The sequence below is a fragment of the Nakamurella multipartita DSM 44233 genome (assembly GCF_000024365.1).
In the GTDB taxonomy this organism is placed as follows: domain Bacteria; phylum Actinomycetota; class Actinomycetes; order Mycobacteriales; family Nakamurellaceae; genus Nakamurella; species Nakamurella multipartita.
On the sequence record NC_013235.1, the window covers coordinates 1601757 to 1625809 of the forward strand.

Annotated in this window: 21 protein-coding genes and 1 pseudogene; 13 read left to right on the top strand and 9 right to left on the bottom strand. The window is 70.3% G+C overall.

Going from position 1 to position 24053, the window contains the following annotated elements:
- Positions 1-53 precede the first annotated feature (53 nt).
- From ligA to NAMU_RS07255, 4 genes are read left to right on the top strand one after another with little or no spacing between them, the layout of a single operon-like run.
- Positions 54-2264, top strand: a complete 2211-nt coding sequence (ligA, locus tag NAMU_RS07240) for an NAD-dependent DNA ligase LigA (RefSeq protein ID WP_015746758.1) — start codon at positions 54-56, stop codon at positions 2262-2264.
- Positions 2261-3478, top strand: coding sequence for a cytochrome P450 (locus tag NAMU_RS07245; protein WP_015746759.1), 1218 nt, complete (start codon positions 2261-2263; stop codon positions 3476-3478). The genes ligA and NAMU_RS07245 overlap by 4 nt, the downstream gene beginning before the upstream one ends.
- Positions 3479-3485: 7 nt before the next feature.
- Positions 3486-4196 carry an AAA family ATPase gene (locus NAMU_RS07250; RefSeq protein WP_015746760.1) on the top strand — a complete coding sequence of 237 codons (711 nt, stop codon included), beginning with the start codon at positions 3486-3488 and terminating at the stop codon, positions 4194-4196.
- Between the two features lie 27 nt (positions 4197-4223).
- A complete protein-coding gene (locus NAMU_RS07255) occupies positions 4224-4784 on the top strand; it encodes a TIGR03086 family metal-binding protein (protein ID WP_015746761.1) in 561 nt (186 codons plus the stop codon).
- Between the two features lie 16 nt (positions 4785-4800).
- Here NAMU_RS07255 and NAMU_RS07260 read toward each other — a convergent pair whose 3' ends face one another.
- Positions 4801-5562, bottom strand: a complete 762-nt coding sequence (locus NAMU_RS07260) for a transposase (RefSeq protein ID WP_052307844.1) — start codon at positions 5560-5562, stop codon at positions 4801-4803.
- 81 nt (positions 5563-5643) lie between these two features.
- Between NAMU_RS07260 and NAMU_RS07265 the strand changes: the two genes are divergently transcribed.
- Positions 5644-7026, top strand: coding sequence for an IS256 family transposase (locus NAMU_RS07265; protein WP_407669224.1), 1383 nt, complete (start codon positions 5644-5646; stop codon positions 7024-7026).
- A gap of 56 nt (positions 7027-7082) precedes the next feature.
- On the opposite strand, the pseudogene NAMU_RS27110 reads toward NAMU_RS07265, so the two are convergent.
- Positions 7083-7418: pseudogene (locus tag NAMU_RS27110) on the bottom strand (transposase); the annotation flags it as partial.
- 84 nt (positions 7419-7502) lie between these two features.
- On the opposite strand from NAMU_RS27110, the gene NAMU_RS07275 reads away from it, so the two are divergent.
- Positions 7503-8120, top strand: coding sequence for an IS110 family transposase (locus NAMU_RS07275; protein ID WP_052307846.1), 618 nt, complete (start codon positions 7503-7505; stop codon positions 8118-8120).
- 282 nt (positions 8121-8402) lie between these two features.
- Here the strand turns inward: NAMU_RS07275 and NAMU_RS07280 are convergent, their stop codons facing one another.
- Complete coding sequence (locus tag NAMU_RS07280; RefSeq protein ID WP_015746763.1) at positions 8403-8774, bottom strand: VOC family protein; 372 nt, start codon at positions 8772-8774, stop codon at positions 8403-8405.
- Between the two features lie 37 nt (positions 8775-8811).
- Positions 8812-9498, bottom strand: coding sequence for an ACT domain-containing protein (locus NAMU_RS07285; RefSeq protein WP_015746764.1), 687 nt, complete (start codon positions 9496-9498; stop codon positions 8812-8814).
- A 327-nt stretch (positions 9499-9825) separates the two neighbouring features.
- Here NAMU_RS07285 and gatC point away from each other — a divergent pair, with 327 nt between their 5' ends.
- The 3 genes from gatC to gatB are packed head-to-tail and all read left to right on the top strand — an operon-like array spanning position 9826 to position 13219.
- Positions 9826-10155: an Asp-tRNA(Asn)/Glu-tRNA(Gln) amidotransferase subunit GatC gene (gene gatC / locus NAMU_RS07290; protein ID WP_052307847.1), complete on the top strand. Its 330-nt coding sequence runs from the start codon at positions 9826-9828 to the stop codon at positions 10153-10155.
- Between the two features lie 41 nt (positions 10156-10196).
- Positions 10197-11711, top strand: coding sequence for an Asp-tRNA(Asn)/Glu-tRNA(Gln) amidotransferase subunit GatA (gene gatA, locus NAMU_RS07295; protein WP_052308152.1), 1515 nt, complete (start codon positions 10197-10199; stop codon positions 11709-11711).
- Complete coding sequence (gatB, locus tag NAMU_RS07300; RefSeq protein WP_015746767.1) at positions 11708-13219, top strand: Asp-tRNA(Asn)/Glu-tRNA(Gln) amidotransferase subunit GatB; 1512 nt, start codon at positions 11708-11710, stop codon at positions 13217-13219. Before gatA ends, gatB begins: the two co-directional genes overlap by 4 nt.
- A 31-nt stretch (positions 13220-13250) precedes the next feature.
- On the opposite strand, the gene NAMU_RS07305 is transcribed toward gatB, so the two are convergent.
- The 3 genes from NAMU_RS07305 to NAMU_RS27115 form a co-directional block, all read right to left on the bottom strand.
- Positions 13251-14474, bottom strand: a complete 1224-nt coding sequence (locus NAMU_RS07305; RefSeq protein WP_015746768.1) for a PQQ-dependent sugar dehydrogenase — start codon at positions 14472-14474, stop codon at positions 13251-13253.
- A gap of 89 nt (positions 14475-14563) precedes the next feature.
- On the bottom strand, positions 14564-16084 hold the full coding sequence (locus NAMU_RS07310; RefSeq protein WP_015746769.1) for a PH domain-containing protein: 1521 nt from the start codon (positions 16082-16084) through the stop codon (positions 14564-14566).
- A 19-nt stretch (positions 16085-16103) separates the two neighbouring features.
- The gene (locus NAMU_RS27115; RefSeq protein WP_169312475.1) at positions 16104-16721 is read right to left on the bottom strand and encodes a PH domain-containing protein; all 618 of its coding nucleotides are present in this window, start codon (positions 16719-16721) and stop codon (positions 16104-16106) included.
- Positions 16722-17017: 296 nt separating this feature from the next.
- Between NAMU_RS27115 and NAMU_RS07320 the strand changes: the two genes are divergently transcribed.
- From NAMU_RS07320 to ilvC, 3 genes are all read left to right on the top strand, one after another.
- Positions 17018-18871, top strand: a complete 1854-nt coding sequence (locus tag NAMU_RS07320; RefSeq protein ID WP_015746771.1) for an acetolactate synthase large subunit — start codon at positions 17018-17020, stop codon at positions 18869-18871.
- Between the two features lie 92 nt (positions 18872-18963).
- Positions 18964-19476 (top strand): acetolactate synthase small subunit, encoded by a 513-nt coding sequence (gene ilvN, locus NAMU_RS07325; RefSeq protein ID WP_015746772.1) that lies wholly within the window; start codon positions 18964-18966, stop codon positions 19474-19476.
- Positions 19477-19559: 83 nt separating this feature from the next.
- Positions 19560-20588 carry a ketol-acid reductoisomerase gene (gene ilvC, locus NAMU_RS07330; RefSeq protein WP_015746773.1) on the top strand — a complete coding sequence of 343 codons (1029 nt, stop codon included), beginning with the start codon at positions 19560-19562 and terminating at the stop codon, positions 20586-20588.
- 92 nt (positions 20589-20680) lie between these two features.
- Here the strand turns inward: ilvC and NAMU_RS27120 are convergent, their stop codons facing one another.
- Both NAMU_RS27120 and NAMU_RS28845 read right to left on the bottom strand, forming a co-directional pair.
- A complete protein-coding gene (locus tag NAMU_RS27120; RefSeq protein WP_015746774.1) occupies positions 20681-21403 on the bottom strand; it encodes a hypothetical protein in 723 nt (240 codons plus the stop codon).
- 38 nt (positions 21404-21441) lie between these two features.
- Entirely contained in the window at positions 21442-22008 is a 567-nt protein-coding gene (locus tag NAMU_RS28845) for a hypothetical protein (RefSeq protein WP_015746775.1), read from the bottom strand.
- 343 nt (positions 22009-22351) lie between these two features.
- Between NAMU_RS28845 and serA the strand changes: the two genes are divergently transcribed.
- On the top strand, positions 22352-23944 hold the full coding sequence (gene serA, locus NAMU_RS07345) for a phosphoglycerate dehydrogenase (protein ID WP_015746776.1): 1593 nt from the start codon (positions 22352-22354) through the stop codon (positions 23942-23944).
- The last annotated feature ends 109 nt before the right edge of the window (positions 23945-24053 follow it).

Consider the following 24053-nt stretch of genomic DNA (forward strand, 5'->3'; position numbering starts at 1 on the left):
ACCCCACCCTGTCAGAGGGCCCGCTGTCACAGGCTCGTCCTAGTGTTGTCCCCGTGAGTGAGCGCATCGATTCGCTGCCCGAGTCCGCCGAGCTGACGGCACTCGGGGTGCCGCCCGAGGCCGCGCACCGGCACGCCGAACTGACCCAGATCATCACCGACGCCCAGTTCCGGTACTACGTGCTGGACGCCCCCACGATGTCCGACGGGGAGTTCGACACGGTGCTGCGCGAGCTGGACGGGCTGGAGGAGCAGTACCCGTCGCTGCGCACGCCGGATTCGCCGACCCAGCGGGTCGGGGGCGGCTTCGCCACCGAGTTCGGCGCGGTGGAGCACGCCGAGCGGTTGCTCAGCCTGGACAACGTGTTCTCCGCCGACGAGCTGGCCGGCTGGCTGGCGCGCACGGCCCGCGACGCGGGGACCCCGGTCAGCTGGTTGACCGAGCTCAAGATCGACGGGCTGGCCGTCAATCTCACCTACGAGCGGGGCCGCCTGATACGGGCGGCGACCCGGGGCGACGGGCGGGTCGGCGAGGACGTCACGCTCAACGTGCGCACCATCGCGGCGGTCCCCGAACGGCTGCGCGACGACGGCGCCCACGACGTGCCCGAGTTCGTGGAGATTCGCGGGGAGGTCTTCTTCCCGCTGGAGGCCTTCGAGGAGCTCAACGCCTCCCTGGTGGCCGCCGGCAAGGCGCCCTTCGCCAACCCCCGCAACTCCGCGGCCGGGTCGCTGCGGCAGAAGGATCCCCGGGTGACCGCCTCCCGGCGGCTGACCATGCTCTGCCACGGGATCGGGGCCCGGGTCGGGTTCGACATCACCCGGCAGTCGCAGGCCTACGACCGGCTGCGCTCGTGGGGGCTGCCGATCTCCGACCACAACCAGGTGGTGCAGACCGAGCAGGAGGTCGCCGACCGGATCGCCTACTGGGCCGAGCACCGGCACGATCTGTCCCATGACATCGACGGCCTGGTCGTCAAGGTCGACGAGGTCGCGGTGCAGCGCCGGCTGGGGTCCACCTCCCGGGCGCCCCGGTGGGCGATCGCCTACAAGTACCCCCCGGAGGAGGCCACCACCCTGCTGCGCGACATCCAGGTCAACGTCGGCCGCACCGGCCGGGTGACCCCGTTCGCCGTGCTGGAGCCGGTGCTGATCGCCGGGTCGACCGTCGGCATGGCGACCCTGCACAACCAGGATGAGGTTCGTCGCAAGGGCGTGCAGATCGGCGACACCGTCGTGGTGCGCAAGGCCGGCGACGTCATCCCCGAGATTCTCGGCCCGGTCGTCGACCTGCGGGAGGGGCGGACGCTCCGCGAGTTCGTCATGCCCACCCACTGCCCGGAGTGCGGCACCGCGCTGGCGCCGGCCAAGGAGAACGACGTCGACATCCGCTGCCCGAACTCCCGGTCCTGCCCGGCCCAGTTGCGGGAGCGGGTGTTCCACCTGGCCGGCCGGGGTGCGTTCGACATCGAGGGAATGGGCTACGAGGCGGCGGTGGCTCTGCTCGCCGCGGGTGCGATCACCGACGAGGGCGACATCTTCGACCTGGACGAGGACCGCCTGCTCGGCGTGCCGCTGTTCACCACCAAGGCCGGCGCGCTGTCGGCGAACGGACGAAAGCTGCTGGCCAACCTGCAGATTTGCAAGGACCAGCCGCTGTGGCGGGTGCTGGTCGCGTTGTCCATCCGGCACGTCGGGCCGACCGCGGCCCGGGCGCTGGCCCAGCAGTTCGGCTCGCTGCCGGCGATCCGGGCGGCCGCCCAGGAGGAGCTGGCGGCGGCCGAGGGCGTCGGTCCGACCATCGCCGACGCCGTCATCGAATGGTTCACCGTCGACTGGCACCGGCAGATCGTGGACAAGTGGGCCGCCGCCGGGGTGCGCATGCAGGACGAGATCACCGATCGGCCGGAGCAGACGCTGGCCGGGCTGTCGGTGGTCGTCACCGGTGGCCTGGACGGCTTCTCCCGGGACGAGGCCAAGGCCGCCCTGCTGAGCCGGGGGGCCAAGGCGGCCGCCTCGGTGTCGGCCAAGACGGCGTTCGTGGTGGTCGGGGACAGCCCGGGCAGCAAGTACGACAAGGCGTTGGGCCTGGGCGTGCCGATCCTGGACGAGGCCGGGTTCCGGGTATTGCTCGAGCGGGGGCCGGACGCGGCGCGGGGCGTGGCCACCAACGCGCCCGAACCGTCGGCCGAGCCCGCTGTGGCGCCCGCCGACGCTGTCCCGACCCCGACCCCGACCCCTGACCCGGCGCCGGACTCGGAATGACCGCCGCCGAGCTGGGTTTCGACCCGTCGTCGCCGGAGTTTCTGGCCGACCCGTATCCGGTGTACGCGCGGCTGCGCGCGGCCGGCCCGATCCAGTGGCACGAGCAGCGACAGGTTCATCTGATCACCCGGTTCGAACCGGTGCACGCCGCGCTGCGCGATCGCCGGCTCGGCCGGGCCTTCGATCACCGCTACCGAGCCGCCGACTTCGGCCAGCCCGAACCCGATCCGCGCTGGACCCGGTGGGCCGAGTCGGAACGGTGGTCGCTGCTGAACCTGGAACCGCCCGACCACACCCGGCTGCGCCGCCTGGTCAGCGCGGTTTTCACCCCGCGCGCGGTCAGCGCGCTGCGCCCGGTGATCAAGCACTACAGCGACCAGACCCTGGGCGCGGCCCGCGCACGCGGCGAGTTCGACCTGATCGCCGACTACGCGCAACCGTTCTCGGTCGCGGTCATCTGCACCCTGCTCGGCGTGCCGGTGACCGACGGTCCGCGGCTGCTGGACTGGTCGCACGCCATCGTCAAGATGTACGAGATCAGCACCGACGACGCCCATCGGTTCGCCGCCGAGCGAGCCGCGGGCGAGTTCATCGACTACGTCACCGAGCTGATCGCGCAGCGGCGGGCCGCGCCCCGGGACGACCTGATCTCTCAGCTCATCGGGATCGCCGACCAGGGCGACCGGCTCACCCAGGACGAGATCGTCGGCACGGTCATCGTGTTGCTCAACGCCGGGCACGAGGCCACGGTCAACACCTTGGGCAACGGGATGCGGGCGCTGCTGCACCATCCCGACCAGTGGGCCCGGGTGGTCATGGGGCAGGTCGATCCGAGCGTCGCGGTCGAGGAGATGATCCGCTGGGACGGCCCGCTGCAGCTGTTCGAACGCTGGGTGCTCGACGACGGCGTCGAGATCGGTGGCCAGCAGCTGCGAGTGGGGGAGCGGATCGCCATGCTGTTCGGGTCGGCCAACCGCGACCCGGCCCGGTTCGCCGACCCCGATCGGTTCGACATCGGCCGCGGCGACACCGGTCACATCGGGTTCGGTGGCGGCACCCACTTCTGCATCGGCGCCCCGCTGGCCCGGCTGGAGGTGGCCGTCTCGCTCGACCGACTGCGCCGCGACGGCGCCGGGCTCGAGCTGGCGGCCGAGCCGGAGTACGAGCCGTTCTTCGTCATCCGCGGTCTGCGCGAACTGCGTGTCCGGAGCTGATCGCACGGTGGCGAAGAAGGCCGCCACCCGGCCGCTGCGGGCGATCCGCGGTGAGCCGGCGGCCGGTGACGGCTGGCCCTGGTCGATCCCCGCGGTCCGCCAGCTGCTGGCCGACGGCCTGGAACCGGGTGCGTTGACCATCCTGGTCGGCGAGAACGGCAGCGGAAAATCCACTCTCGTCGAGGGCATCGCGGTGGCTTACGGGATGTCGCCCGAAGGCGGCTCGATCGGCGCCCGGCACCGCACCCGGGCCACCGAATCCCCGCTGCCCGAGCGCCTCTCGTTCGTACGCAACCCCGGGTCGGCGCGCTGGGGATACTTCCTGCGGGCCGAGACGATGCACGGCCTATACTCCTACCTGGAGGCCAATCCCGGTGGTCCCGACCCGGTCTTCCACGAGCTTTCGCACGGTGAGTCGATCGTGGCCATGCTGGCCGCCCGGTTCAGCAGTCCCGGGCTGTACCTGATGGACGAGCCGGAGTCCGCGCTCTCCTTCACCAACACCCTGGCCTTGGTGCACCTGCTGGAACAGATGGTCGCGGACGGCACTCGGCAGGCCATCGTCGCGACCCATTCCCCGATCCTGGCCGCCACCCCCGGCGCGCAGGTGTGGGAGCTGGGCTCCTGGGGGATGCGGCGCACCGACTGGACCGAGCTGGCCCTGGTCGGCCAGTGGCGGCGGTTCCTGGCCGACCCGGAGCGCTTCCTGGGTGACTGACGGCGCCGGATGTGCTGCAGTGGGCGCATGATGCTCGTGCCGTACTACCGCAGCGCGGTCCGCCAGTTCGACAACCGGATCCGCGCCGTCGGCGCCGGTCAATGGACGTCGTCGACCCCCGACGACGACTGGGACGTCCAGCGCCTGGTCCGGCACGTGATCAACGTGCAGAACCGGTTCGCGGCCGGGGTGACCGGGCGGCCGAGCCAGGCGACCACGGTCGACGGACCGGCCCTGGTCGACGATTGGGCGGCGGCCTCCGCTTCCTCGACCCAGGCGTTCGCCGCGATCACCGACTGGTCGGTGCCGGCGCCGATTCCCACCGGCCGATCGACGTTGGAGGATCTGGGCTGGTTGGTCACCATGGACCTGACCGTGCACGCCTGGGACCTGGCCCGGGCCATCGGGGCCCACGACGAGCTGCCCAACGACCTGCTTGCTGCCGTCCTGGACCGGGCCAAGCAGGCCAAGGACCGCTGGTTCCGTCCGGAAGCCTTCGCCCCGTCGATCCCGGTCCCCGGCTGCACCGACGACCTGACCGAGCTGCTCGCCCTGTCCGGCCGCAACCGCTGGTGGCGTCCCGCCTAACCCCAATGCCGCTCAGTTAAGGATCTGGGGGCGTTGTCAAGTGTGGCGGTGACGTCGGCGTGTTGATGGTGACGGCGATTGTGATCTTGTAGCTGTTGCGGTCGACGTGGCCTTTGGCGCGGTGTTTGGATATTGCGCGTTTGACCACGCGAGGGCTGGTTCGGTTGCGGCGTGCGGGTAGCAGGTGGTGAAGGACGGCCTGGCCGATCTTGCCGACGAGGTCGATGGTGGTGTCGGCGATGATTCCGGCGGCGAGGATGATCTGGTCGCGGGCGGTGTTGAGAGCGATGGTGAAGCTCGCGCGGTCGGCGACGGTGTCGGCGGTGCTGGTGGCGTCGGCCACGGCTGTGCGCAGCGCTTGGTAGGTGGTCAGCAGGGCGTAGATCTCCTGGGTGATGCCGTCGGGGGTGCGGGCGCGCAGGACGCGACCGCCCAGCATGGTGGATTTCAGTTCCAGGTAGCTGGTCTCGATCGACCATCGCTGGTGGTAGAGGGTCACCAGTTCGCTTGCCGGGTGACGTTTCTCGTCGGTGAGGGTGGTGATCAGCAGGTAGCTTTCGGTGCGGCGGGGTCCACCGGCCTGGTGTACGACGATGTCGGCGCGAATGACGCGCACGGTGGTGGCGCCGATCCTGGACAACCAGGATCGGTCGCTGCGGCGGTCGATCGCCGGGAGTTTCCGGTTGTTCTTGCACCGGAACAGCAGGTCGGCTCCGGTGCCGGTGACCTGGGTGATCAGTTCGGCGGCGGCGAAGTTGCGATCGGCCAGCAACAGCATGCCCGGGCGTGTCAGATGGTCTGTGTAGGAACCGCGATCGGATGCTGAGGCGGGTGCCTCGCGAAGGAGCGGATCATGACCATGACCGAGCAGTCCTCATCGGTGCCGTCGTCGCCGGTCGATGATGAGGTGCCGGGTCCGGCCCGGTCGACTGGTCGGCAGCTGCGGGAGTTGCTGGCCGACGACGTGTGGCTCGACGAGTTGATCGACCGCGCCGAGGCCGGCGGGGTCCGGCTGACCGGCGAGGGCGGGTTCCTGCCGGAGATGATCAAGGCTGTGCTCGAACGAGGCCTGGCCGCGGAATTGACCGGGCACCTGGGCTACGAAGCGGGCGACCCGGCTGGTCGGGGCTCGCCGAACAGTCGGAACGGGCACACTCCGAAAACGCTCTCGACCGAGGTCGGTCCGGTTCCGTTGAGCGTGCCGCGGGACCGCAAGTCGACGTTCGAGCCGCGTCTGGTGCCCAAGGGCCAACGCCGCCTGGGCGGGTTGGACGAGCAGATCATCAGCCTCTACGCCGGCGGCATGACCGTCCGCGACATCCAGGCCCATCTGGCCCGGACACTGGGCACCGAGCTGTCCCACGACACGATCAGCAAGATCACCGACGCGGTCCTGGAAGAGGTCAAGGCCTGGCAGTCCCGGCCGTTGGAAGAGCTCTACCCGATCATGTACCTGGACGCGATCGTGGTGAAGGTCCGCGACGGGCACCAGGTTCGGAACAAGAGCGCGTACATCGCCGTCGGCGTCGATATGGCCGGGATCAAGCACGTGCTGGGGATCTGGGTGCAGTCCACCGAGGGCGCCAAGTTCTGGGCCGGGGTCTGCGCCGAGCTGGCCAACCGGGGCGTCAAGGACGTGCTGATCGTGTGTTGCGACGGGCTGACCGGGCTACCCGAGGCGATCGAGGCGACCTGGCCGCGGACGACCGTCCAAACGTGTGTGGTCCACCTGATCCGGGCCTCGATGCGGTTCGTGTCCTACACCGACCGGCGGGCTGTCGTGGCCCAGCTCAAGACGATCTACACCGCCCCGACCGTGGACGCCGCCGAGACGGCGCTGTTGACGTTCGCCGAGACCGATCTGGCCCGCCGCTACCCGGCCTGCCTGCGGACCTGGCAGGACGCCTGGGACCGGTTCATCCCGTTCCTGGCGTTCCCATGGCCGGTCCGCAAGATCATCTACACCACGAACGCGATCGAGTCGTTGAACTACCAGCTCCGCAAGATCATCAAGAACCGCGGGCACTTCCCCAACGACGACGCAGTGGTCAAGCTGCTGTGGCTGGCCATCCGCGATATCGAGGACAAACGCGCCCGGGACCGGGCCGCGGAGAAGGGCAAACGAGTCGGACGCACCGCCGAGGGCCGGCTCGTCGAGGGCCAGGTCACCACCGGTTGGAAACCCGCGCTCGGTGCACTGGCCATCCAATACCCCGACCGCATCACCCCCAGGATCAGCTGACCAACCCCAACCCAAGATCAACATCGCGACTTACACAGAAAACTTGACAGCCTCGGAACCGGACCGACCTCGGTCGAGAGCGTTTTCGGGGTGTGCCCGTTCCGACTGTTCGGCGAGCCCCGACCAGCCGGGTCGCCCGCTTCGTAGCCCAGGTGCCCGGTCAATTCCGCGGCCAGGCCTCGTTCGAGCACAGCCTTGATCATCTCCGGCAAGAACCCGCCCTCGCCGGTCAACCTGACCCCGCCGGCCTCGGCGCGGTCGATCAACTCATCCAGCCACACGTCGTCGGCCAGCAACTCCCGCAGCTGCCGACCAGTCGACCGGGCCGGACCCGGCACCTCATCATCGACCGGCGACGACGGCACCGATGAGGACTGCTCGGTCATGGTCATGATCCGCTCCTTCGCGAGGCACCCGCCTCAGCATCCGATCGCGGTTCCTACACAGACCATCTGACACGCCCGCTGACCATGGCCATGACCGGCCGGTTCACCGGCCACCACGCGTTCATGCTCAAACTGCATCTACAGGTCATCGATCAGTTGACCGCGGCGATCGAGGAACTGAGCAGCCAGATCGAGGTGGTGATCGAACCCTTTCGCGGCCAGCTCCGACTCCTGATCACCATCCCCGGGGTCAGCGAACAGATCGCGGTCGTCATCATCGCCGAGACCGGTGCGGACATGAGCAAGTTCCCCACCGCCGGACACCTGGCGTCCTGGGCCGGCATCTGTCCGGGCCACCATCAATCCGCCCAGGTCAACCAGAAAGCCAGGACCAGACCCGGGAACTCCTACCTCAAAGGCGCGCTGGGCCAGGCCGCCATGTCCAGCATGCAAGTCCACGACACGTTCCTGCAGGACCGTCATCACCGCCTCAAACCACGCATCGGTGGACTGAAGACCATCGTCGCGCTCGAGCACAGCATCCTGCGCTCGATCTGGCACATGCTGGTCAGCAACCAGCCCTACCGCGAACTCGGCGCCGGATACCACCAGCGACGCCACCCCCAGAACGTCCTTCGCCGGATCACCCGCCAAGCCCAAGAACTGGGCTACGCCGCCCACTTCGAACCCCTCCCGAAGACCGCCTGACCCTCACCTGCAGCACCGCTGGAGCTCCGTCACGGACGCCCCACCCTGCACCGCGCCCTGAGAGCCGCGCGCCCTGAAGACTTTCGTGTCAACAACGCCGGCGCGGCCGAAGTCGTCGACTCTCGTCCCACCCGTCACATTCGGTGCAGGTTCATCCGCGCAGCCGCCTGCGCGGATGAAGTCGTTGACTGTGGTCCCACCGGTCACATTCGGTGCAGGTTCATCCGCGCCGCGGTAGTTGATCCGCGCGGGAAAAGGGGGCCGAGTCGGGAGGGGAGGGCTTCAGCGGCCGTGCGTGGTGAAGCGCAGGTAGTAGCCGTCGGGGTCCAGGACCCGGAAGTCCTTCAGCCCCCAGGGGCGCAGGGTGATGTCCTCCTCGATCGGCCACCCCGCGCGGGCGATCCGGTCCCGCTCGGCGTGCAGGTAGTCGACCTCCAGGACGATCTCGGCGCCGGTGGGCGGGTGCCGGTGCGCGGGCGAACCGCCGGGCACCGTCACCGCGCCCAACCGGACGCCGTCTCGCACCAGGCTCAGGTACGGCAGCGGGTCGGCGCGACGATCCTCGACGAGCGAGAACCCGAGCAGATCGACGTAGAAACGCACCGTGGCGTTCAGATCGGCCGGGAAGATCTCGAGGCGGAGGTTGGTCGGCACAGGCCCGAGCCTATGCGGACCCGGGCCCAGGGATCGGCTAGTCCAGGATCGCCAGCGGGGATCGCCCGGTCACCACGGAGGTCAACCCGGCCAGGTGCCCGAGCCGGGCGACCTCGGAATCCCGGATGGCCGGCCCGCCCGGCCGGCCGACGATCACCGTCGTCTCCGGGTCCCACAGCGGCGCGGCGGCCATCTCGGTGCCGACGGTCTTCCAGTCCTGGGGCACCCACGGCGCCTCCGGGTCGAGCACGACGGCCTTGTCGATCGGCGACCAGCCGGGGGTCACCGCAGTCAGGTCAGGCACGCCACCGCCTCCGGCGAGCAGCTCGGCCGAGCCGGGTCCGCCGTTGGCCGGGGTCCGCACGACCATCGCCCAGCCGGCCCGCAGCACCAGCGGCAGCATCCGGGCCAGGGTCTGCACGGCCTGCTTGGGGTCGGCCGCGATGGCCTCCACCAGCTCCCACTCCTTGTGCCGGGCCGCGATGCCGGGGTCCGGGCGCACCGACTCGACGTGCACGCCCTCCACGCCCTCGGCCGCGGTGATCAGCGAGTCCGGCTGGCGGCCGGACGGTAGAGCCACCACGATGTCGTCCACGGCCAGGTCCGGCGAGCGCTCGACGACGTCCATCGCCAGGATGTCCGCGCCGACCTCGCCCAGGGCGGTGGCCACCGCCCCCAACGTGCCCGGACGGTCCGGCAGGACAACGCGAAGAACAAACGACATATCGATTCGCTCACTTCCAAGTGAAGGTCTTGGTCGGGTTCGATTCCGGACCCCATTCTCCGGCAATCGCGTTTCCGACAGATCACAGACATGCGTCCGATGGACCGCCCCTCCTCGCCCCGTGGTCGTTTGCGCAGGTCCAGCCTGGCCGGGCGCCCCGATCGGGTGGTGCCGGGTGATGCGCCCGCCGGTCGGGCAGCCGGCCTGGGCAATCCGGCTCCTGCGTCGCCGCATTGCCGTCGGCCCTCCCGCTGTGCTCGATGGTGGCCTCGCCCGCTCAGCCAACTAGGATCGTTTCGCCCTGTCGACCACTGCTGTCGACCGTTGATGAACTGTGTCGGGAGACCCGTGACCAGACCCACCTTGACCAGGGACGATGTCGCCCACCTCGCGCATCTGGCCCGGTTGGAGCTGACCGAGCAGGAGCTGGACACCTACGTCGGCCAGCTGTCGGTGATCCTGGACTCGGTGGCGACCGTGAGCGCGGTGGCCGGTGACTCCGAGGTCGAGCCGACCAGCCACGCCGTGCCGCTGACCAACGTCTACCGGGACGACGTGGTGCGACCCGGGCTGAGCCGGGAGGACGCGCTGGCCAGCGCCCCGGCGGCCGAGGACGGCCGGTTCCGGGTTCCGCAGATCCTGGGGGAGGAGCAGTGAGCGCCGATCTCACCCGGCAGACCGCGGCGACGCTGGCGGACATGATCGCCAGCGGCGAGGTCAGCTCCCGCGAGGTCACCCAGGCCCACCTGGACCGGATCGCCGCCGTCGACGGGTCCGTGCACGCGTTCCTGCACGTCTCCGGCGAGCTGGCCCTGGCCCAGGCCGACGCGGTCGACCGGGCCATCGCGGCCGGTGACGGTCCAGGGGCCGGGGCCGGGGTGGGCGCGGCGGGCGCCCCCCTGTCCCCGCTGGCCGGGGTGCCCTTGGCCCTGAAGGACATCGTCGTGCAGCGGGGGGTGCCGACCACCGCCGGATCCAAGATCCTCGAAGGCTGGCGGCCGCCCTACGACGCGACCGTCACCACCCGGCTGCTGGACGCCGGCGTGGTCATCCTGGGCAAGACCAACCTGGACGAGTTCGCGATGGGCTCCTCCACCGAGAACTCGGCGTACGGACCCACCCGCAACCCGTGGGACCTGAGCCGGATCCCCGGCGGCTCGGGCGGCGGCTCGGCGGCCGCGCTGGCCGCGTTCGAGGCCCCGCTGGCCATCGGCACCGACACCGGCGGCTCCATCCGGCAGCCGGCCGCCGTCACCGGCACGGTCGGCACCAAGCCGACCTACGGCGGGGTCTCCCGGTACGGCCTGATCGCCCTGGCCTCCTCCCTGGACCAGGTCGGGCCGTGCGCTCGCACTGTGCTGGACACCGCGCTGCTGCACGAGGTGATCGCCGGCCACGACCCGCGGGACTCGACGTCCATCCCCAGCCCGGTGCCCTCGGTGGTGCAGGCCGTGCGCCGCGGGCAGACCGACGGCATCGCCGGCCTGCGGGTCGGCGTGGTCAAGCAGTTGCGCGGCGAGGGCTACCAGCCCGGGGTGCTGGCCTCGTTCGACGCGGCGGTCGCCACCCTGACCGCCGCCGGCGCCGAGATCGTCGAGGTCGACTGCCCGCACTTCCAGTACGCGCTGGCCGCGTATTACCTGATCCTGCCCAGCGAGTGCTCGTCCAACCTGGCCCGCTTCGATGCGATGCGCTACGGCCTGCGGGTCGGCGACAACGGCATCGCTTCAGCCGAAGAGGTCATGTCCAAGACACGCGGCCAGGGCTTCGGCGCCGAGGTCAAACGCCGCATCATCCTGGGGACCTACGCCTTGTCGGCCGGCTACTTCGACGCCTACTACGGCTCGGCCCAGAAGGTCCGGACCCTGATCCGGCGCGATTTCGAGAACGCCTTCCAGTCCGCCGATGTGCTGATCTCGCCGTCGTCGCCGGTCACCGCGTTCCCGATCGGGGAGAAGGTGAACGACCCGATGGCCATGTATCTCAACGACCTGGCCACGATTCCCGGTTCGCTGGCCGGAATCCCGGCCATGAGCGTGCCCAGCGGCATCGCCACCGACACCGGCCTGCCGGTCGGCCTGCAGATCATGGGCCCCGCGCTCGGCGAGGAGCAGATCTACCGGGTCGCCGCGGCATTCGAAAGCGCTTATCTGGCCGAGCATTCCGCGCTGGTCCCGGACCGCGCCCCGGAACTGGAGGTGGTGGCCAAGTGAACACGGCTGCACTGCTCGACTACGACGAGGCGATCGAGCGATTCGACCCGGTGCTCGGCTTGGAGGTGCACGTCGAACTGGGCACGGCGACCAAGATGTTCTGCCCGTGCCCGACCGAGTTCGGGGCGCCGCCGAACACCCAGGTGTGCCCGGTCTGCCTGGCCCTGCCCGGGGCGATGCCGACCATCAACCGCACCGCGGTGGAATACGCGATCCGCATCGGGCTGGCCTTGAACTGCACGATCGCGCCCTGGTGCCAATTCGCCCGGAAGAACTACTTCTACCCGGACATGCCCAAGAACTTCCAGACCTCCCAGTACGACGACCCGATCGCGTCCAACGGGTACCTGGACGTGCAGGTCGACGGGGAGACCGTGCGGGTGGAGATCGAACGGGCCCACATGGAGGAGGACACCGGCAAGTCCACCCACGTGGGCGGAGCCACTGGCCGGATCCACGGGGCGGAGTTCTCGCTGCTGGACTACAACCGGGCCGGCGTGCCGCTGGTCGAGATCGTCACCAAACCCATTGTCGGCACGAAGGCCTCGGCGCCGCAGGTGGCCCGCGCGTACGTCACCGCGCTGCGCGATCTGCTCAAGTCGCTGGACGTCTCGGACGTGCGGATGGACCAGGGGTCGCTGCGCTGCGATGCCAACGTCTCGCTCACCCCGGCCGGCAACCCGGTGTTCGGGACCCGGACCGAGACCAAGAACGTCAACTCGCTGCGCTCGGTCGAACGCGCGATCCGGTACGAGATCACCCGCCAGGCCGCGGTTCTTCTCGACGGTGGCCGGATCACCCAGGAGACCCGGCATTTCGACGAGGCCTCGGGCACCACCTCGTCCGGCCGGTCGAAGGAGACGGCCGAGGACTACCGCTACTTCCCCGAGCCGGATCTGGTGCCGGTCGCGCCGGACGCCGACTGGGTGGAGCAGATCCGGGCCGCGCTGCCCGAACTGCCGTGGCTACGCCGGGACCGGTTGCAGGCCGAATGGGGCTTCACCGACCTGGAGATGCGTGACCTGGTCGCCGCCGACGCGGTCGGGCTGCTGGCGGCCACGGTCGATGCCGGGGCGCCCGCCGCGGCCGCTCGCTCGTGGTGGACGTCCTACCTGGGTCAGCAGGCCAACGCCCAGGGGATCGGCCTGGACGAGCTGGCGATCACCCCCGCGCAGCTGGCCGCCGTCATCGGCAAGGTGACCGCCGGGGAGCTGACCACCAAGATGGCGCAGCGCGTCGTCGACGGCGTCCTGGCCGGGGAGGGTGAGCCGGATGAGGTGATCGCCGCCCGCGGGCTGGTCGTGGTCAATGACGACTCGGCCCTGCAGAAGGCCGTCGACGAGGCGCTGGCCGCGCAACCCGCGGTGGCCGACAAGATCCGGTCCGGCAAGGTGCAGGCGGCCGGGGCGATCGTCGGTGCGGTGATGAAGGCGACCAAGGGTCAGGCCGACGCGGCTCGGGTGCGCGAGCTGGTGCTGGCCACCGTCGGCGGGCCGGAAGCCGGCTGAGCAGGACGGCCGGCGGGCTTGCTCAGTCGACTCAGTCGAGCCCGCCCTCGCCGCCGCCCCCCGAGGGGACGACCAGCACCCGGTCGTCGCTGGGCACGGGCTGACCGAGCCCGTCCTTGTTCGACGTGGTCAGCCAGAGCAGGCCGGTCTTGTCGCCGACGACAGTCAGCAGCCGGCCGTACCGGTTGTCCAGCAGCACGCTGGGCGAACCGGTGAACGTGGTCGGCCCGGCCATCTGCAGCCCGGTGAGCTCCTGCTTGTCCAACGAGGTGGTGGCCAGCACGTTGGCGGCGATCGCGCAGCTGGCCGCGCCGCCCTCGGCCGCGCTCCAGGTCCACAGCGCGTCGCCGGCGGCCGGCGTGCCGTAGTTCTTGCCGGCGGCCAGCGGCAGCAGCACGTCGGCGGTGCTGCGGTGGTCCAGGGCGGCCATCGTGCCGTCGGTCAACGGGCACATGCCGGTCACCTGGCTGAAGCCCGAGGCGTAGATCGGTGAGCCCGGGACCGGGTTGGTCGCGTCGGGCTTGCCGAACTCGTCCAGCCGCAACACCTTTCCGGCCAGGGAAGTGGCGTCGGCGGTCAGTGCGGGGTTGCCCGTGTCGCCGGTGCCGACATACAGGCTGCGGTCCGGGGCGAAGGCGATCCGGCCACCGTTGTGGCTGGTGCCCTTCGGGATGCCGGTGAAGATGGCCTTGGGCACGTCGCCGGAAGCGATGCGGATGATCCGGTTGTCCTCGGCGGTGGTGACGTAGGCGTAGATCAGGCCGTCCTCGTCATAGGACGGGGACAGCACCAGGCCCAGCAGGCCGCCGTCGCCGCTGCCGTCCACCCCGTCGATCTGGGCGACCAGCTCCGGCTGTGCTCCCTTGCGGACCTTGAGGATGCGACCGGTGGTGCGCTCCCCGACCAGGGCGGACTGGCCGTCGGGCAGCGGGGCCAGCCCCCACGGCGCGGTCAGACAGGTGGCGATGACCGCCTCGTCGGTCGGCGCGCACGGGTCGGTCGCCTCGGCCGACCCGCTCGGCGACGGCGACGGGGAGCTGCCCGAGGGCGGCACGGCGGACGGGATGGCGCCGGGGGTGCTCTCGTCCGGCACGACCGCACGCGCGGTCAGCGACGGCTGCACGGTGAAGGCCGGGGGCTCGGTGGAGAAGTCGGCGCAGGCCGCCAACGGCAGGCCGAACGCCAGCAGGGCGATCGGCAGGACCCGGCGCGCCCGTCGGGGGCGCAGCCGGTCGGGGGCGGGCACGGATGGCATCACCGTCCACGGTACGGATCCGGCCGTTGGTCCGGCGTCAGCGGTCCCCACGATCAGCCCCCACCGGTGATCCCCGATCCGCGGCGCGATCAGTGCTTGCGATCGGCGGCCGGCATCGCCGGGTCCGGATCGGCGGCCAGGTCGGGCCGGCCGACCGCGTGCAGCAGCAGGAGCGCGTCCCGGTCGGCCATGTAGTGGATCTTGGCGCCGCGACCGGAGGAGAAGCGCAGCTTGAATCCGGCGACATGGGCCTTGGCCTTCCACGGCGAGCTGAGCCACTCGGTGCTCTGCACCCCCGACCGGTGGGCGATGACCGTGTTGCGGGCCAGCACCCGCCGCCAGCGCAGGGTCACCGTCTCCTCGTCGATCTGCCAGCGGCCCTCGCGGGCCCGGGTCCAGCCCAGCAGCACGGCCAGCGGGATGGGCAGGATCGCCAGCAGCGCCCACCATCCGGGCAACAACAGCAGCAGCAGGGTGAACCCGTAGGCATAGTTCAGCGGCACGACCAGGTACTTGCGGTGGATCCGCTTGGGGATGGGCAGCAGTTCCTGCTGGGGCAGGGCCAGTTCGGGCAGGGCCCGGCGGATCAGCGCGTTCGCGCGTTCGGTCTTGACGAACGGGAACAGGATCCGCTGATTGGCGTTGGCCCGGCCGAACCCGGCCACCTCGACCTGCAGGCTGCAGTAGCCGAACATCGTGCGGGTCAAGCCCTCGACGATGCGGACCGCCTGGATCCGCTTCACCGGGATCGTGGCGGCCTGCTTGCCCAGCAGCCCGCGGGTGTTGCGGATGACCTCGCCGTCCCGGATCAGGGTGAACTGGTTGAGCCGCAGCGCGCCGAACACCACGCCGCCGACGATCGCCACCACGATCAGCGCGACGATCACGGCCAGCACGCCGCGGGGTTCGACGGAGGTCTTCATGACGTCCGCGGCCCGTTCCGGCACGAACTGGGAGAACCGGAACCAGACCACCATGGCGCCGGCGAAGATCAGCGGGATGGTGTTGTTGGTGACCGTGGCCAGCAGCATGTCCGGGGTGGTCAGCACCGCGATCACGTCCGGGCCGTCCGTGATCGACTCGGTGTGCCGCCAAGCCAGGTAGCGCCGGATGGTCGAGCGGCCCGCCGGGTGTTCGGCGGCCGGGTGGTGCGAGCGGCCGGACTCCAGCGCAACCCGCAGCTCGTCCAGCCGCCGGCCGGACAGGCTGGCCAGGCTGACCACCGACCCGGCGCCGTCCCCGGGCGACTGCACCTTGAGCCCCCACACCCCGATCAGCCGCTGGGTCAGCGAGCGATGGGCCTCCAGGGCGGTGATCCGGGTGATCGGCACGATCCGGATCGTCCGGTTGACCAGGCCGCTGCGGACCCGCAGCACCCCGCCGATCACCGAGTACTTGCGCACGTACCACTGGGCGGTGGCGACCATCATGATCAGCACGAACAGGGCGACGTTCACCTGCCAGGGCGCCCCGCCCAGGATGGTCACGACCAGGAACGGGATGGCCTGGCGCACGGTGTTGGCCGTCTCGGTAACCAGGTAGATCGGGTGCAGCCGGGTGTCGGGGACGGCCACGCCGAGCGCGCTGGGCGGCACCGTCTCAGCAGTCATCGGCCGTCATCGGGCGCTCTCACAGGTCGTCGGCCACGTCGGCGAGCTGGCTGATCCGGGTGCAGACCTCGTCGGCCTCGGGGCGGCCCAGGCCGGAGACCGACAGGGTGCTGGCCGCGGTCGAGATCCGCAGCGTGGACATCTGGAAGTGGTCGGCGATGGGCCCCCGCTCCACCCGCATGCTCTGCACCCGGTTCATCGGAATCACGCTGCGCTTGATGAAGATGATCCCGTGCTGGATGTCGATCTCGGTGGGGGAGATGGCGTACCAGAACACCCGGTACCGGATCGGCGGCAGGATGATCAGGGCGACGAAGGCGGCGACGGCGAGCACGAGAAACGCCGACCAGCGCAGCCAGGCGTCGCCCCAGGGGATCACGATGGCCAGCGCGGCCAGCAGCAGCAGGGCCGGCAGCAGGCTGAGCAGCCACCGCCACCGCCAGTAGGAGATCACCCGCCGGGACAGCCGCTGACGCTCCTTGACCTCGTCGCCGACCAGCGGCAGTGAGCCGATCGGTGGCGTCTCGACCGGTGCGGGTGGGGAGCCGGGTGCCGGGGTCGCCTCCGCCGCCGATGAGAGCGGGGCAGGCGGCATCGGCGCCTGGTCGGGCACCCCCGTCGCGGGCCGGCTCGTCACGCGCATCAGGGTACGGCGACGCGGGAGCGGCTGAATCCATCCACACCGGACGGTCGAGGCCCCCGGCGAGGCGCGTCGTCCACGCCGCCGTTTGACAGCGTGTCGAATCGCGTCCTACTCTGCCGGGGTGGCTCAGCTCCTCGTAATCAGTTAGCGCGTCTTCGCCGATCCGGCGACGACGCGCCACCCCTTGGACACCGCACCCCGGTGACGAGGGGTTTTTTGTTGCCTGGGGCATGTCACATGCAGGAAACACAAACCCGCACCGCGCAGAACACAGCGAAGAAGAGGTTCCGATGACGCAGGGTCGCACCGCAGAACGCCTGGCTGTCATACCGCCCGCCGGCCCGCAGGCCGGGGCAAGCGCCGGCTCGAGCGCTGCCTCGAGTTCAGCGACGACCCGCACGGTTGAGCGGGTGACCGGCGCCAAGTCGGTCGTCCGATCCCTGGAAGAAGCGGGCGTCGACGTCGTCTTCGGCATCCCCGGCGGCGCGGTGCTGCCGGTCTATGACCCGTTGCTGGACTCCACCAAGGTCCGCCACGTGCTGGTCCGCCACGAGCAGGGTGCCGGGCACGCGGCCACGGGATACGCACAGGCCAGCGGTCGGGTCGGGGTCTGCATGGCGACCTCCGGGCCCGGCGCGACCAACCTGGTCACCCCGATCGCCGACGCGCAGATGGACTCGGTGCCGATGGTGGCCATCACCGGCCAGGTCGGCCGATCGATGATCGGCACCGACGGCTTCCAGGAGGCCGACATCTGCGGCATCACGATGCCGATCACCAAGCACAACTTCCTCGTCACCGATCCGGCCGAGATCCCACAAACGATCGCGGCCGCGTTCCACCTGGCAGCAACCGGCCGACCCGGTGTTGTCCTGGTGGACATCCCCAAGGACGTCCTGCAGTCGGAGACCACCTTCGTCTGGCCGCCGGATGTCCATCTCCCGGGTTACCGGCCGACCATGCGGCCGCACGCGGGACAGATCGCCGCCGCCGCGAAGCTCATCGCGTCTTCGCGTCGTCCGGTGCTCTACGTCGGTGGTGGGGTGTTGAAGGCTCGGGCGACCGAGTCCCTTCGACAGCTGGCCGAGTCGACCGGTATTCCGGTCGTCACCACGCTCATGGCCCGCGGCGCGTTCCCCGATTCGCACATCCAGCACCTGGGGATGCCGGGGATGCACGGCACCGTGGCGGCAGTGGCGGGTATGCAGCGGGCGGACCTGATCATCGCCCTCGGCGCCCGGTTCGACGATCGGGTCACCGGCCAGCTTTCGACCTTCGCGCCCGGCGCGACCGTCATCCACGCCGACATCGACCCGGCCGAGATCGGTAAGAACCGGGTCGCCGACGTGCCCATCGTCGGTGACGTCGGCGAGGTGATCGCCGACCTGGTGGTCGCCGTCGCCGCCGAGCAGGCCTCCGGCGTGGTCGCGGATCTCACCGCCTGGTGGGCCGAGCTGGACGACTTCCGGGAGACCTTCCCGCTGGGGTACGACTGGCCGGCCGACGGCTCGCTCTCGCCGCAGTACGTGATCGAACGGCTCGGCGCCATTGCCGGTCCGGACGCGATCTACGCGGCCGGTGTCGGCCAACACCAGATGTGGGCGGCCCAGTTCATCAAGTATGAAAAGCCTTTCACCTGGCTGAATTCGGGCGGTCTGGGCACCATGGGCTACGCGGTGCCGGCGGCGATGGGGGCCAAGATGGGCCGGCCGGACGCGGTTGTCTGGGCGATCGATGGCGACGGCTGCTTCCAGATGACCAATCAGGAGCTGGCCACCTGCGCGATCGAGGGCATCCCGATCAAGGTCGCCATCATCAACAACGGCAACCTGGGCATGGTCCGGCAGTGGCAGACGCTGTTCTACGGCGAGCGCTACTCGCAGACCGACCTGGGCACGCACAAGCACCGCATCCCGGACTTCAAGATGCTGGCCGAGTCCTACGGCTGCGTCGGGCTGCGCTGCGAGTCCAAGGAGGACGTCGACAAGACGATCCAGGCGGCGATGGAGATCAACGACCGGCCGGTCGTGGTCGACTTCACCGTCGGGGCGGACGCCCAGGTGTGGCCGATGGTCGCCGCCGGTACCGGCAACGACCAGATCATGGCCGCCCGCGGCATCCGCCCACTCTTCGACGAGGAGTGACCCGCGCGGCCGGTCGCCGCTCCACCACCCGATAGCCTGTCCGGTCGGTTGCCCGTGCCTACGGCCCGACCCCACCGAGGAGTAGGAATCCCTTGTCCCGCCACACGTTGTCCGTGCTCGTGGAGAACAAGCCCGGCGTGCTCGCCCGGGTGTCCTCGCTGTTCTCACGGCGCGGCTTCAACATCCATTCCCTGGCGGTCGGGCCGACCGAGAACCCCGAGGTCTCGCGGATGACCATCGTGGTCGCGGTTGAGGGGCTCCCGTTGGAACAGGTCACCAAACAGCTCAACAAGCTGGTCAACGTGCTCAAGATCGTCGAGCTGCCGCCGGCCCAGGCGGTGCAGCGGGAGCTGCTGCTGATCAAGCTGCGCTCGGACGCCGCGAGCCGGCCGCAGATCGTCACGATCGTGGACATGTTCCGGGCGCACATCATCGACATCACCCCGGACGCCTTGACCGTCGAGGCCACCGGCACCAGCGACAAGCTGGACGCCCTGGTCAAGATGCTGGAGCCGTTCGGCGTCCGGGAGATGGTGCAGTCCGGCATGGTGGCCCTCGGCCGGGGGCCGCGGTCCATCACCTCCACCAGCAGCAGGGCAGACTGACCCCCGACGTTCATCGCACCACCTCGGCGGGGCCAGACGGGTCCTGCCGCTGCACAGCACGAGAGAAAGCAGGAGCACACCCAATGGCCGTGGAGATCTTCTATGACGACGACGCCGATCTGTCGATCATCCAGGGGCGCAAGGTCGCCGTCATCGGCTACGGCTCGCAGGGCCACGCTCACTCGCTGAGCCTGCGCGATTCCGGCGTCGACGTCCGCGTCGGTCTGCCCGAGGGCTCGAAGTCCCGGCAGAAGGCTGCCGACCAGGGCCTGCGCGTGGTCACCCCGGCCGAGGCGGCCGCTGAGGCCGACGTGATCATGATCCTGACCCCGGACCATGTGCAGCGGCACGTCTACGCCGAGTCGATCGAGCCGCACCTGGCCGCCGGCAAGGCGCTGGCCTTCGGGCACGGCTTCAACATCCGCTTCGGCTACATCAAGCCGCCGGCCGATGTCGACGTCATCATGATCGCCCCCAAGGGACCGGGTCACCTGGTCCGTCGCGAGTTCGTCGACGGCAAGGGGGTGCCCTGCCTGATCGCGGTCGAGCAGGACGCCACCAGCGGCGCCCAGGCGCTGGCCCTGTCCTACGCGCGGGCGATCGGCGGCACCCGGGCCGGCGTGATCAAGACGACCTTCCCGGAGGAGACCGAGACCGACCTGTTCGGTGAGCAGGCCGTGCTCTGCGGCGGCATGTCCCGGCTGGTCCAGCAGGGCTTCGAGACCCTGGTCGAGGCCGGCTACCAGCCGGAGATCGCCTACTTCGAGTGCCTGCACGAGCTCAAGCTGATCGTCGACCTGATGTACGAGGGCGGCATCGCCAAGCAGCGCTGGTCGGTCTCCGACACCGCCGAGTACGGCGACTACGTCTCCGGCCCGCGGGTCGTGGACGATCACGTCAAGGAGAACATGGCCACGATCCTGGCCGAGATCAAGGACGGCACCTTCGCCGCCCGGTTCATCGCCGACCAGGACGCTGGCGCGCCCGAGTTCAAGAAGCTGCGGGCCGAGCAGGAGCAGCACCCGATCGAGGAGACCGGGCGCAAGCTCCGGCCGCTGATGAGCTGGGTCGCCGTGACCGACGACTACGAGGGCACCGCCGCGCGCGGCTGACCCGACCCCGCACGCCGAAAGGGCGGCGCCACCGGAGAGATCCGGGGGCGCCGCCCTTTTTGGTCGGCCGGCATCGGCCGGGCCGTACTGGCTCAGAAGGTGCGACCGCCGACCGAGCGGAACCAGGCCCGGGACTGGGTGTTGAGCAGGAACACCACGATCAGCACCGGGATGACGAAGCCGAGCAGGAAGGTGAAGCCGAACCCGGACAGGATGATCGACAGGATCGCCAGGATCGCGTAGACCGCACAGGCGATGACCAGGATCTGGCCGTTCTTGCCGTTCAGGGCGGTGACCCCACCGGCGATCATCAGCGCGGCGACGACGATGGTGCCGATGGTGATGGCGATCAGCCACCCGCCGACACTGTTGACCGAGCTACAGGCAGCGGCGGTGTCGGCGTCGTAGTAGGTCTGCGAGTTGCAGACGGCGGTGCTCGCCGTGGTCAGGATGCTGCCGGCGAGCAGTCCGAAGATCGAGAACAAGATCCCCAGCCCGCCCCAGACGAAGGCGAGCACGGCGGCCGCGGTGACCATGCCGGGCCGGCCGGTCTTGGCCGGCTGACCGTAGCCGGGGTAGCCGGCCGCGTACTGCGGCGGCGGGTACTGCCCGTATCCGGCCTGCGGGGGCGGGCCGGAGTAGGGCTGCTGGAACCCGCCGGAGGGATGGCCGGCGGCGGGATAGCCGGGCTGTCCGTAACCGGGCTGTCCGGCCCCGTAGCCGGGGTTCTGGCCGTAGTTGGGCGGCTGGCCGTAGGACCCGCCCTGCGGCGGTCCCGATGCGTACGGATCCTGGGGGTATCCGGGAGTGCTCATGAGGACACCGGCCTCTTTCGTCTCGGGCGATGCGGTGATTAGAAGGTGGGGGCGCCCTTGGCCTTGAACCAGGCCTTGCTGACCGGCTGCAGCAGCAGCGCGATGATGGCGACCGAGATGGCCAGCCCGATCAGCGAACTGGTGCTGAAGTCGCTGATCATGCTCAGCAACTGAAGGGCGGACGCGGCGATCGCCACGATGGTCAGGATCTTGGCGTTCTTGCCCTGCAAGGCCATCACGCCGGCCCAGATGTACAGGGCGCCGACGGCCAGGATCAGGATCGAGATCACGATCACCAGGCCGCCGAGCCCGCCGATGTAACCGGTCAGCGCGCTGCCGGCGAACAGGGCCAGCAGGCCGCCGAGGATGGCCAGGCCACCGACCACGAAGGCCAGGACCGCGGCCGCGGTCACCATGCCCGGGCGGGCCAGGGTCGGTCCGGCGCCGTAGGCCCCGGCCGGCGGGTAGCCCTGGGCGCCGCCCGGGTACTGGCCGACCGGCGGGTAGCTGGGCTGCTCGTAGGGGTTGGCGCCGGCCGCGCTCGGCTGATTAGGCGTGCTGTACGGGTCGTTGCCGCTGCCGGGGTAACCGGGGGATGTGCTCATGGGGGTTCCGTTCTGTCGGAGCGCCGGCCGACGGTTTGTCGACCACGATGCACGCAAGGACGATATCGCTGCCTGTGACTCCAGGAGAGGTTCGCAACCGACTTGATACCGCCATCGGTGTGAATTGACGCCCGGGTGCCGACGTCGGACTGCGAGGAGACGGGAGCGTCGGGCCGGCGGTCGCGGCGAACCACCGGTCGGTGGCCGAGCAAAGGCCAAGTAGCATGATTGCCCGGACGCGCACGGCCGACTCGCCGCACGTCCGTGGTTGCCCAGTGATCGCCGGCGTGAGCCGGCCGGATCGAGCGCCGCCAGCCCCGACCGACCGTGGAGATGACAAGCCGTGCCCAAACCCGTCGTGCTGATCGCCGAGCAACTGGCCCAGTCCGCCCTGGACGTCCTCGGCTCCGAGGTCGAGATCCGGCACGTGGACGGCGCCGATCGCAGCGCCCTGCTTCCGGCCCTCAAGGACGCCGACGCGGTGCTGATCCGGTCGGCGACCACGATGGACGCCGAGGCGCTCGCGGCCGCGCCGCAGCTCAAGGTCGTCGCCCGGGCCGGCATCGGCCTGGACAACGTGGACGTGCCTGCGGCCACCGCCAAGGGCGTGCTGGTGGTCAACGCCCCCCAGTCGAACATCATCACCGCGGCCGAGCACGCCATCGCGCTGCTGCTCTCGGTGGCCCGCAAGATCCCCGCCGCTGACGCCTCGTTCCGCGCGGGGGAGTGGAAGCGCAGCAAGTTCACCGGCGTCGAGATCGCCGACAAGACGGTTGGCGTGGTCGGCCTGGGCCGCATCGGCCAGCTGTTCGCCGCCCGGATCGCGGCGTTCGGCACCAGCGTCATCGCCTACGACCCATACCTGCAGCCGGCCCGCGCGGCCGCCCTCGGCGTGCGCCTGGTCGACCTGCCGACGCTGCTGGCCACCGCCGACATCATCTCCATCCACCTGCCCCGCACGCCCGAGACGCTGGGGCTGATCGGCGCGGCCGAGCTGGCCACCGTCAAGCCCGGGGTGATCATCGTCAACGCCGCCCGCGGTGGACTCATCGACGAGCAGGCGTTGGCCGACGCGCTCACCGAGGGCCGGGTGGCCGGGGCCGGACTCGACGTGTTCGTCAACGAGCCGCTGGGCGCCGACAGCCCCCTGCGGACCGCCCCCAACACGGTGCTCACCCCGCACCTGGGCGCCTCCACCAACGAGGCCCAGGACAAGGCCGGCACCGCCGTCGCCCGGTCGGTCAAGCTCGCGCTGCGCGGCGATTTCGTCCCTGACGCGGTGAACGTGCAGGCGGCCGGCCCGGTCTCGGACGAGCTGCAGCCGTGGATCCCGCTGGTGTCGCGGCTGGGCACCATCCTCACCGCGGTCACCGGCGGCGTGCCCAGTCAGGTCTCGGTCGAGGTCCGCGGCGACCTGGCCGCGATGGATACCTCGATCCTGCAGCTGGCCGCCGTCCGCGGCATCTTCGGCAGCGTCATCACCGACGCCGTCACCTTCGTCAACGCGCCGGCCCTGGCCGCCGAGCACGGGTTGACCCTGACCGGCGAGTCCACCGAGGAGATCGGCGACTTCCGGTCCTCGGTGCGGCTGCGGGCGGCAATGGCCGACGGTTCTCAGCGGACCGTCTCCGGCACGCTGTCCGGGCCCCGGCAGGTGGCCAAGCTGATCGAGATCAACGGGCGCCACTTCGACCTGCGGGCCGAGGGCAACCTGCTGGTCTTCGCCTACGGTGACCGGCCCGGCGTGATGGGCACCATCGGCGCGCTGCTCGGCGAGCAGGGCACCAACATCGAGGCGGCCCAGCTGTCCCAGGAGCTGGACGGCCACGCGGCGATCATGGTGCTGCGGGTGGACCGGCTGCCCGACCAGGCCCTGCTCGACAGGATCGGTGCCGCGATCGAGGCCATCCAGGTGCGGGGCATCCCGGCCGAGTGACCCGGCGCCTACCGAGCGCAAACTCCATCGTTCGTCGGACGGTACCCTTTGCCGGGCTCGATACGGGTCCGGGTAAGGGGTGCAGTGCCCCCGCGGCGTGACGGCCCGC

Excerpts from the sequence above, each read along its gene's own strand:
- NAMU_RS07245 (WP_015746759.1), top strand. The coding sequence starts at position 2,261 with ATGACCGCCGCCGAGCTGGGTTTCGACCCGTCGTCGCCGGAGTTTCTG.
- NAMU_RS07255 (WP_015746761.1), top strand. The coding sequence starts at position 4,224 with ATGATGCTCGTGCCGTACTACCGCAGCGCGGTCCGCCAGTTCGACAAC.
- NAMU_RS07260 (WP_052307844.1), bottom strand. The coding sequence starts at position 5,562 with ATGCTGTTGCTGGCCGATCGCAACTTCGCCGCCGCCGAACTGATCACC.
- NAMU_RS07265 (WP_407669224.1), top strand. The coding sequence starts at position 5,644 with ATGACCGAGCAGTCCTCATCGGTGCCGTCGTCGCCGGTCGATGATGAG.
- NAMU_RS07275 (WP_052307846.1), top strand. The coding sequence starts at position 7,503 with ATGACCGGCCGGTTCACCGGCCACCACGCGTTCATGCTCAAACTGCAT.
- NAMU_RS07285 (WP_015746764.1), bottom strand. The coding sequence starts at position 9,498 with ATGTCGTTTGTTCTTCGCGTTGTCCTGCCGGACCGTCCGGGCACGTTG.
- gatC (WP_052307847.1), top strand. The coding sequence starts at position 9,826 with ATGAACTGTGTCGGGAGACCCGTGACCAGACCCACCTTGACCAGGGAC.
- gatA (WP_052308152.1), top strand. The coding sequence starts at position 10,197 with ATGATCGCCAGCGGCGAGGTCAGCTCCCGCGAGGTCACCCAGGCCCAC.
- NAMU_RS07305 (WP_015746768.1), bottom strand. The coding sequence starts at position 14,474 with ATGCCATCCGTGCCCGCCCCCGACCGGCTGCGCCCCCGACGGGCGCGC.
- NAMU_RS07310 (WP_015746769.1), bottom strand. The coding sequence starts at position 16,084 with ATGACTGCTGAGACGGTGCCGCCCAGCGCGCTCGGCGTGGCCGTCCCC.
- NAMU_RS07320 (WP_015746771.1), top strand. The coding sequence starts at position 17,018 with ATGACGCAGGGTCGCACCGCAGAACGCCTGGCTGTCATACCGCCCGCC.
- ilvC (WP_015746773.1), top strand. The coding sequence starts at position 19,560 with ATGGCCGTGGAGATCTTCTATGACGACGACGCCGATCTGTCGATCATC.
- NAMU_RS27120 (WP_015746774.1), bottom strand. The coding sequence starts at position 21,403 with ATGAGCACTCCCGGATACCCCCAGGATCCGTACGCATCGGGACCGCCG.
- NAMU_RS28845 (WP_015746775.1), bottom strand. The coding sequence starts at position 22,008 with ATGAGCACATCCCCCGGTTACCCCGGCAGCGGCAACGACCCGTACAGC.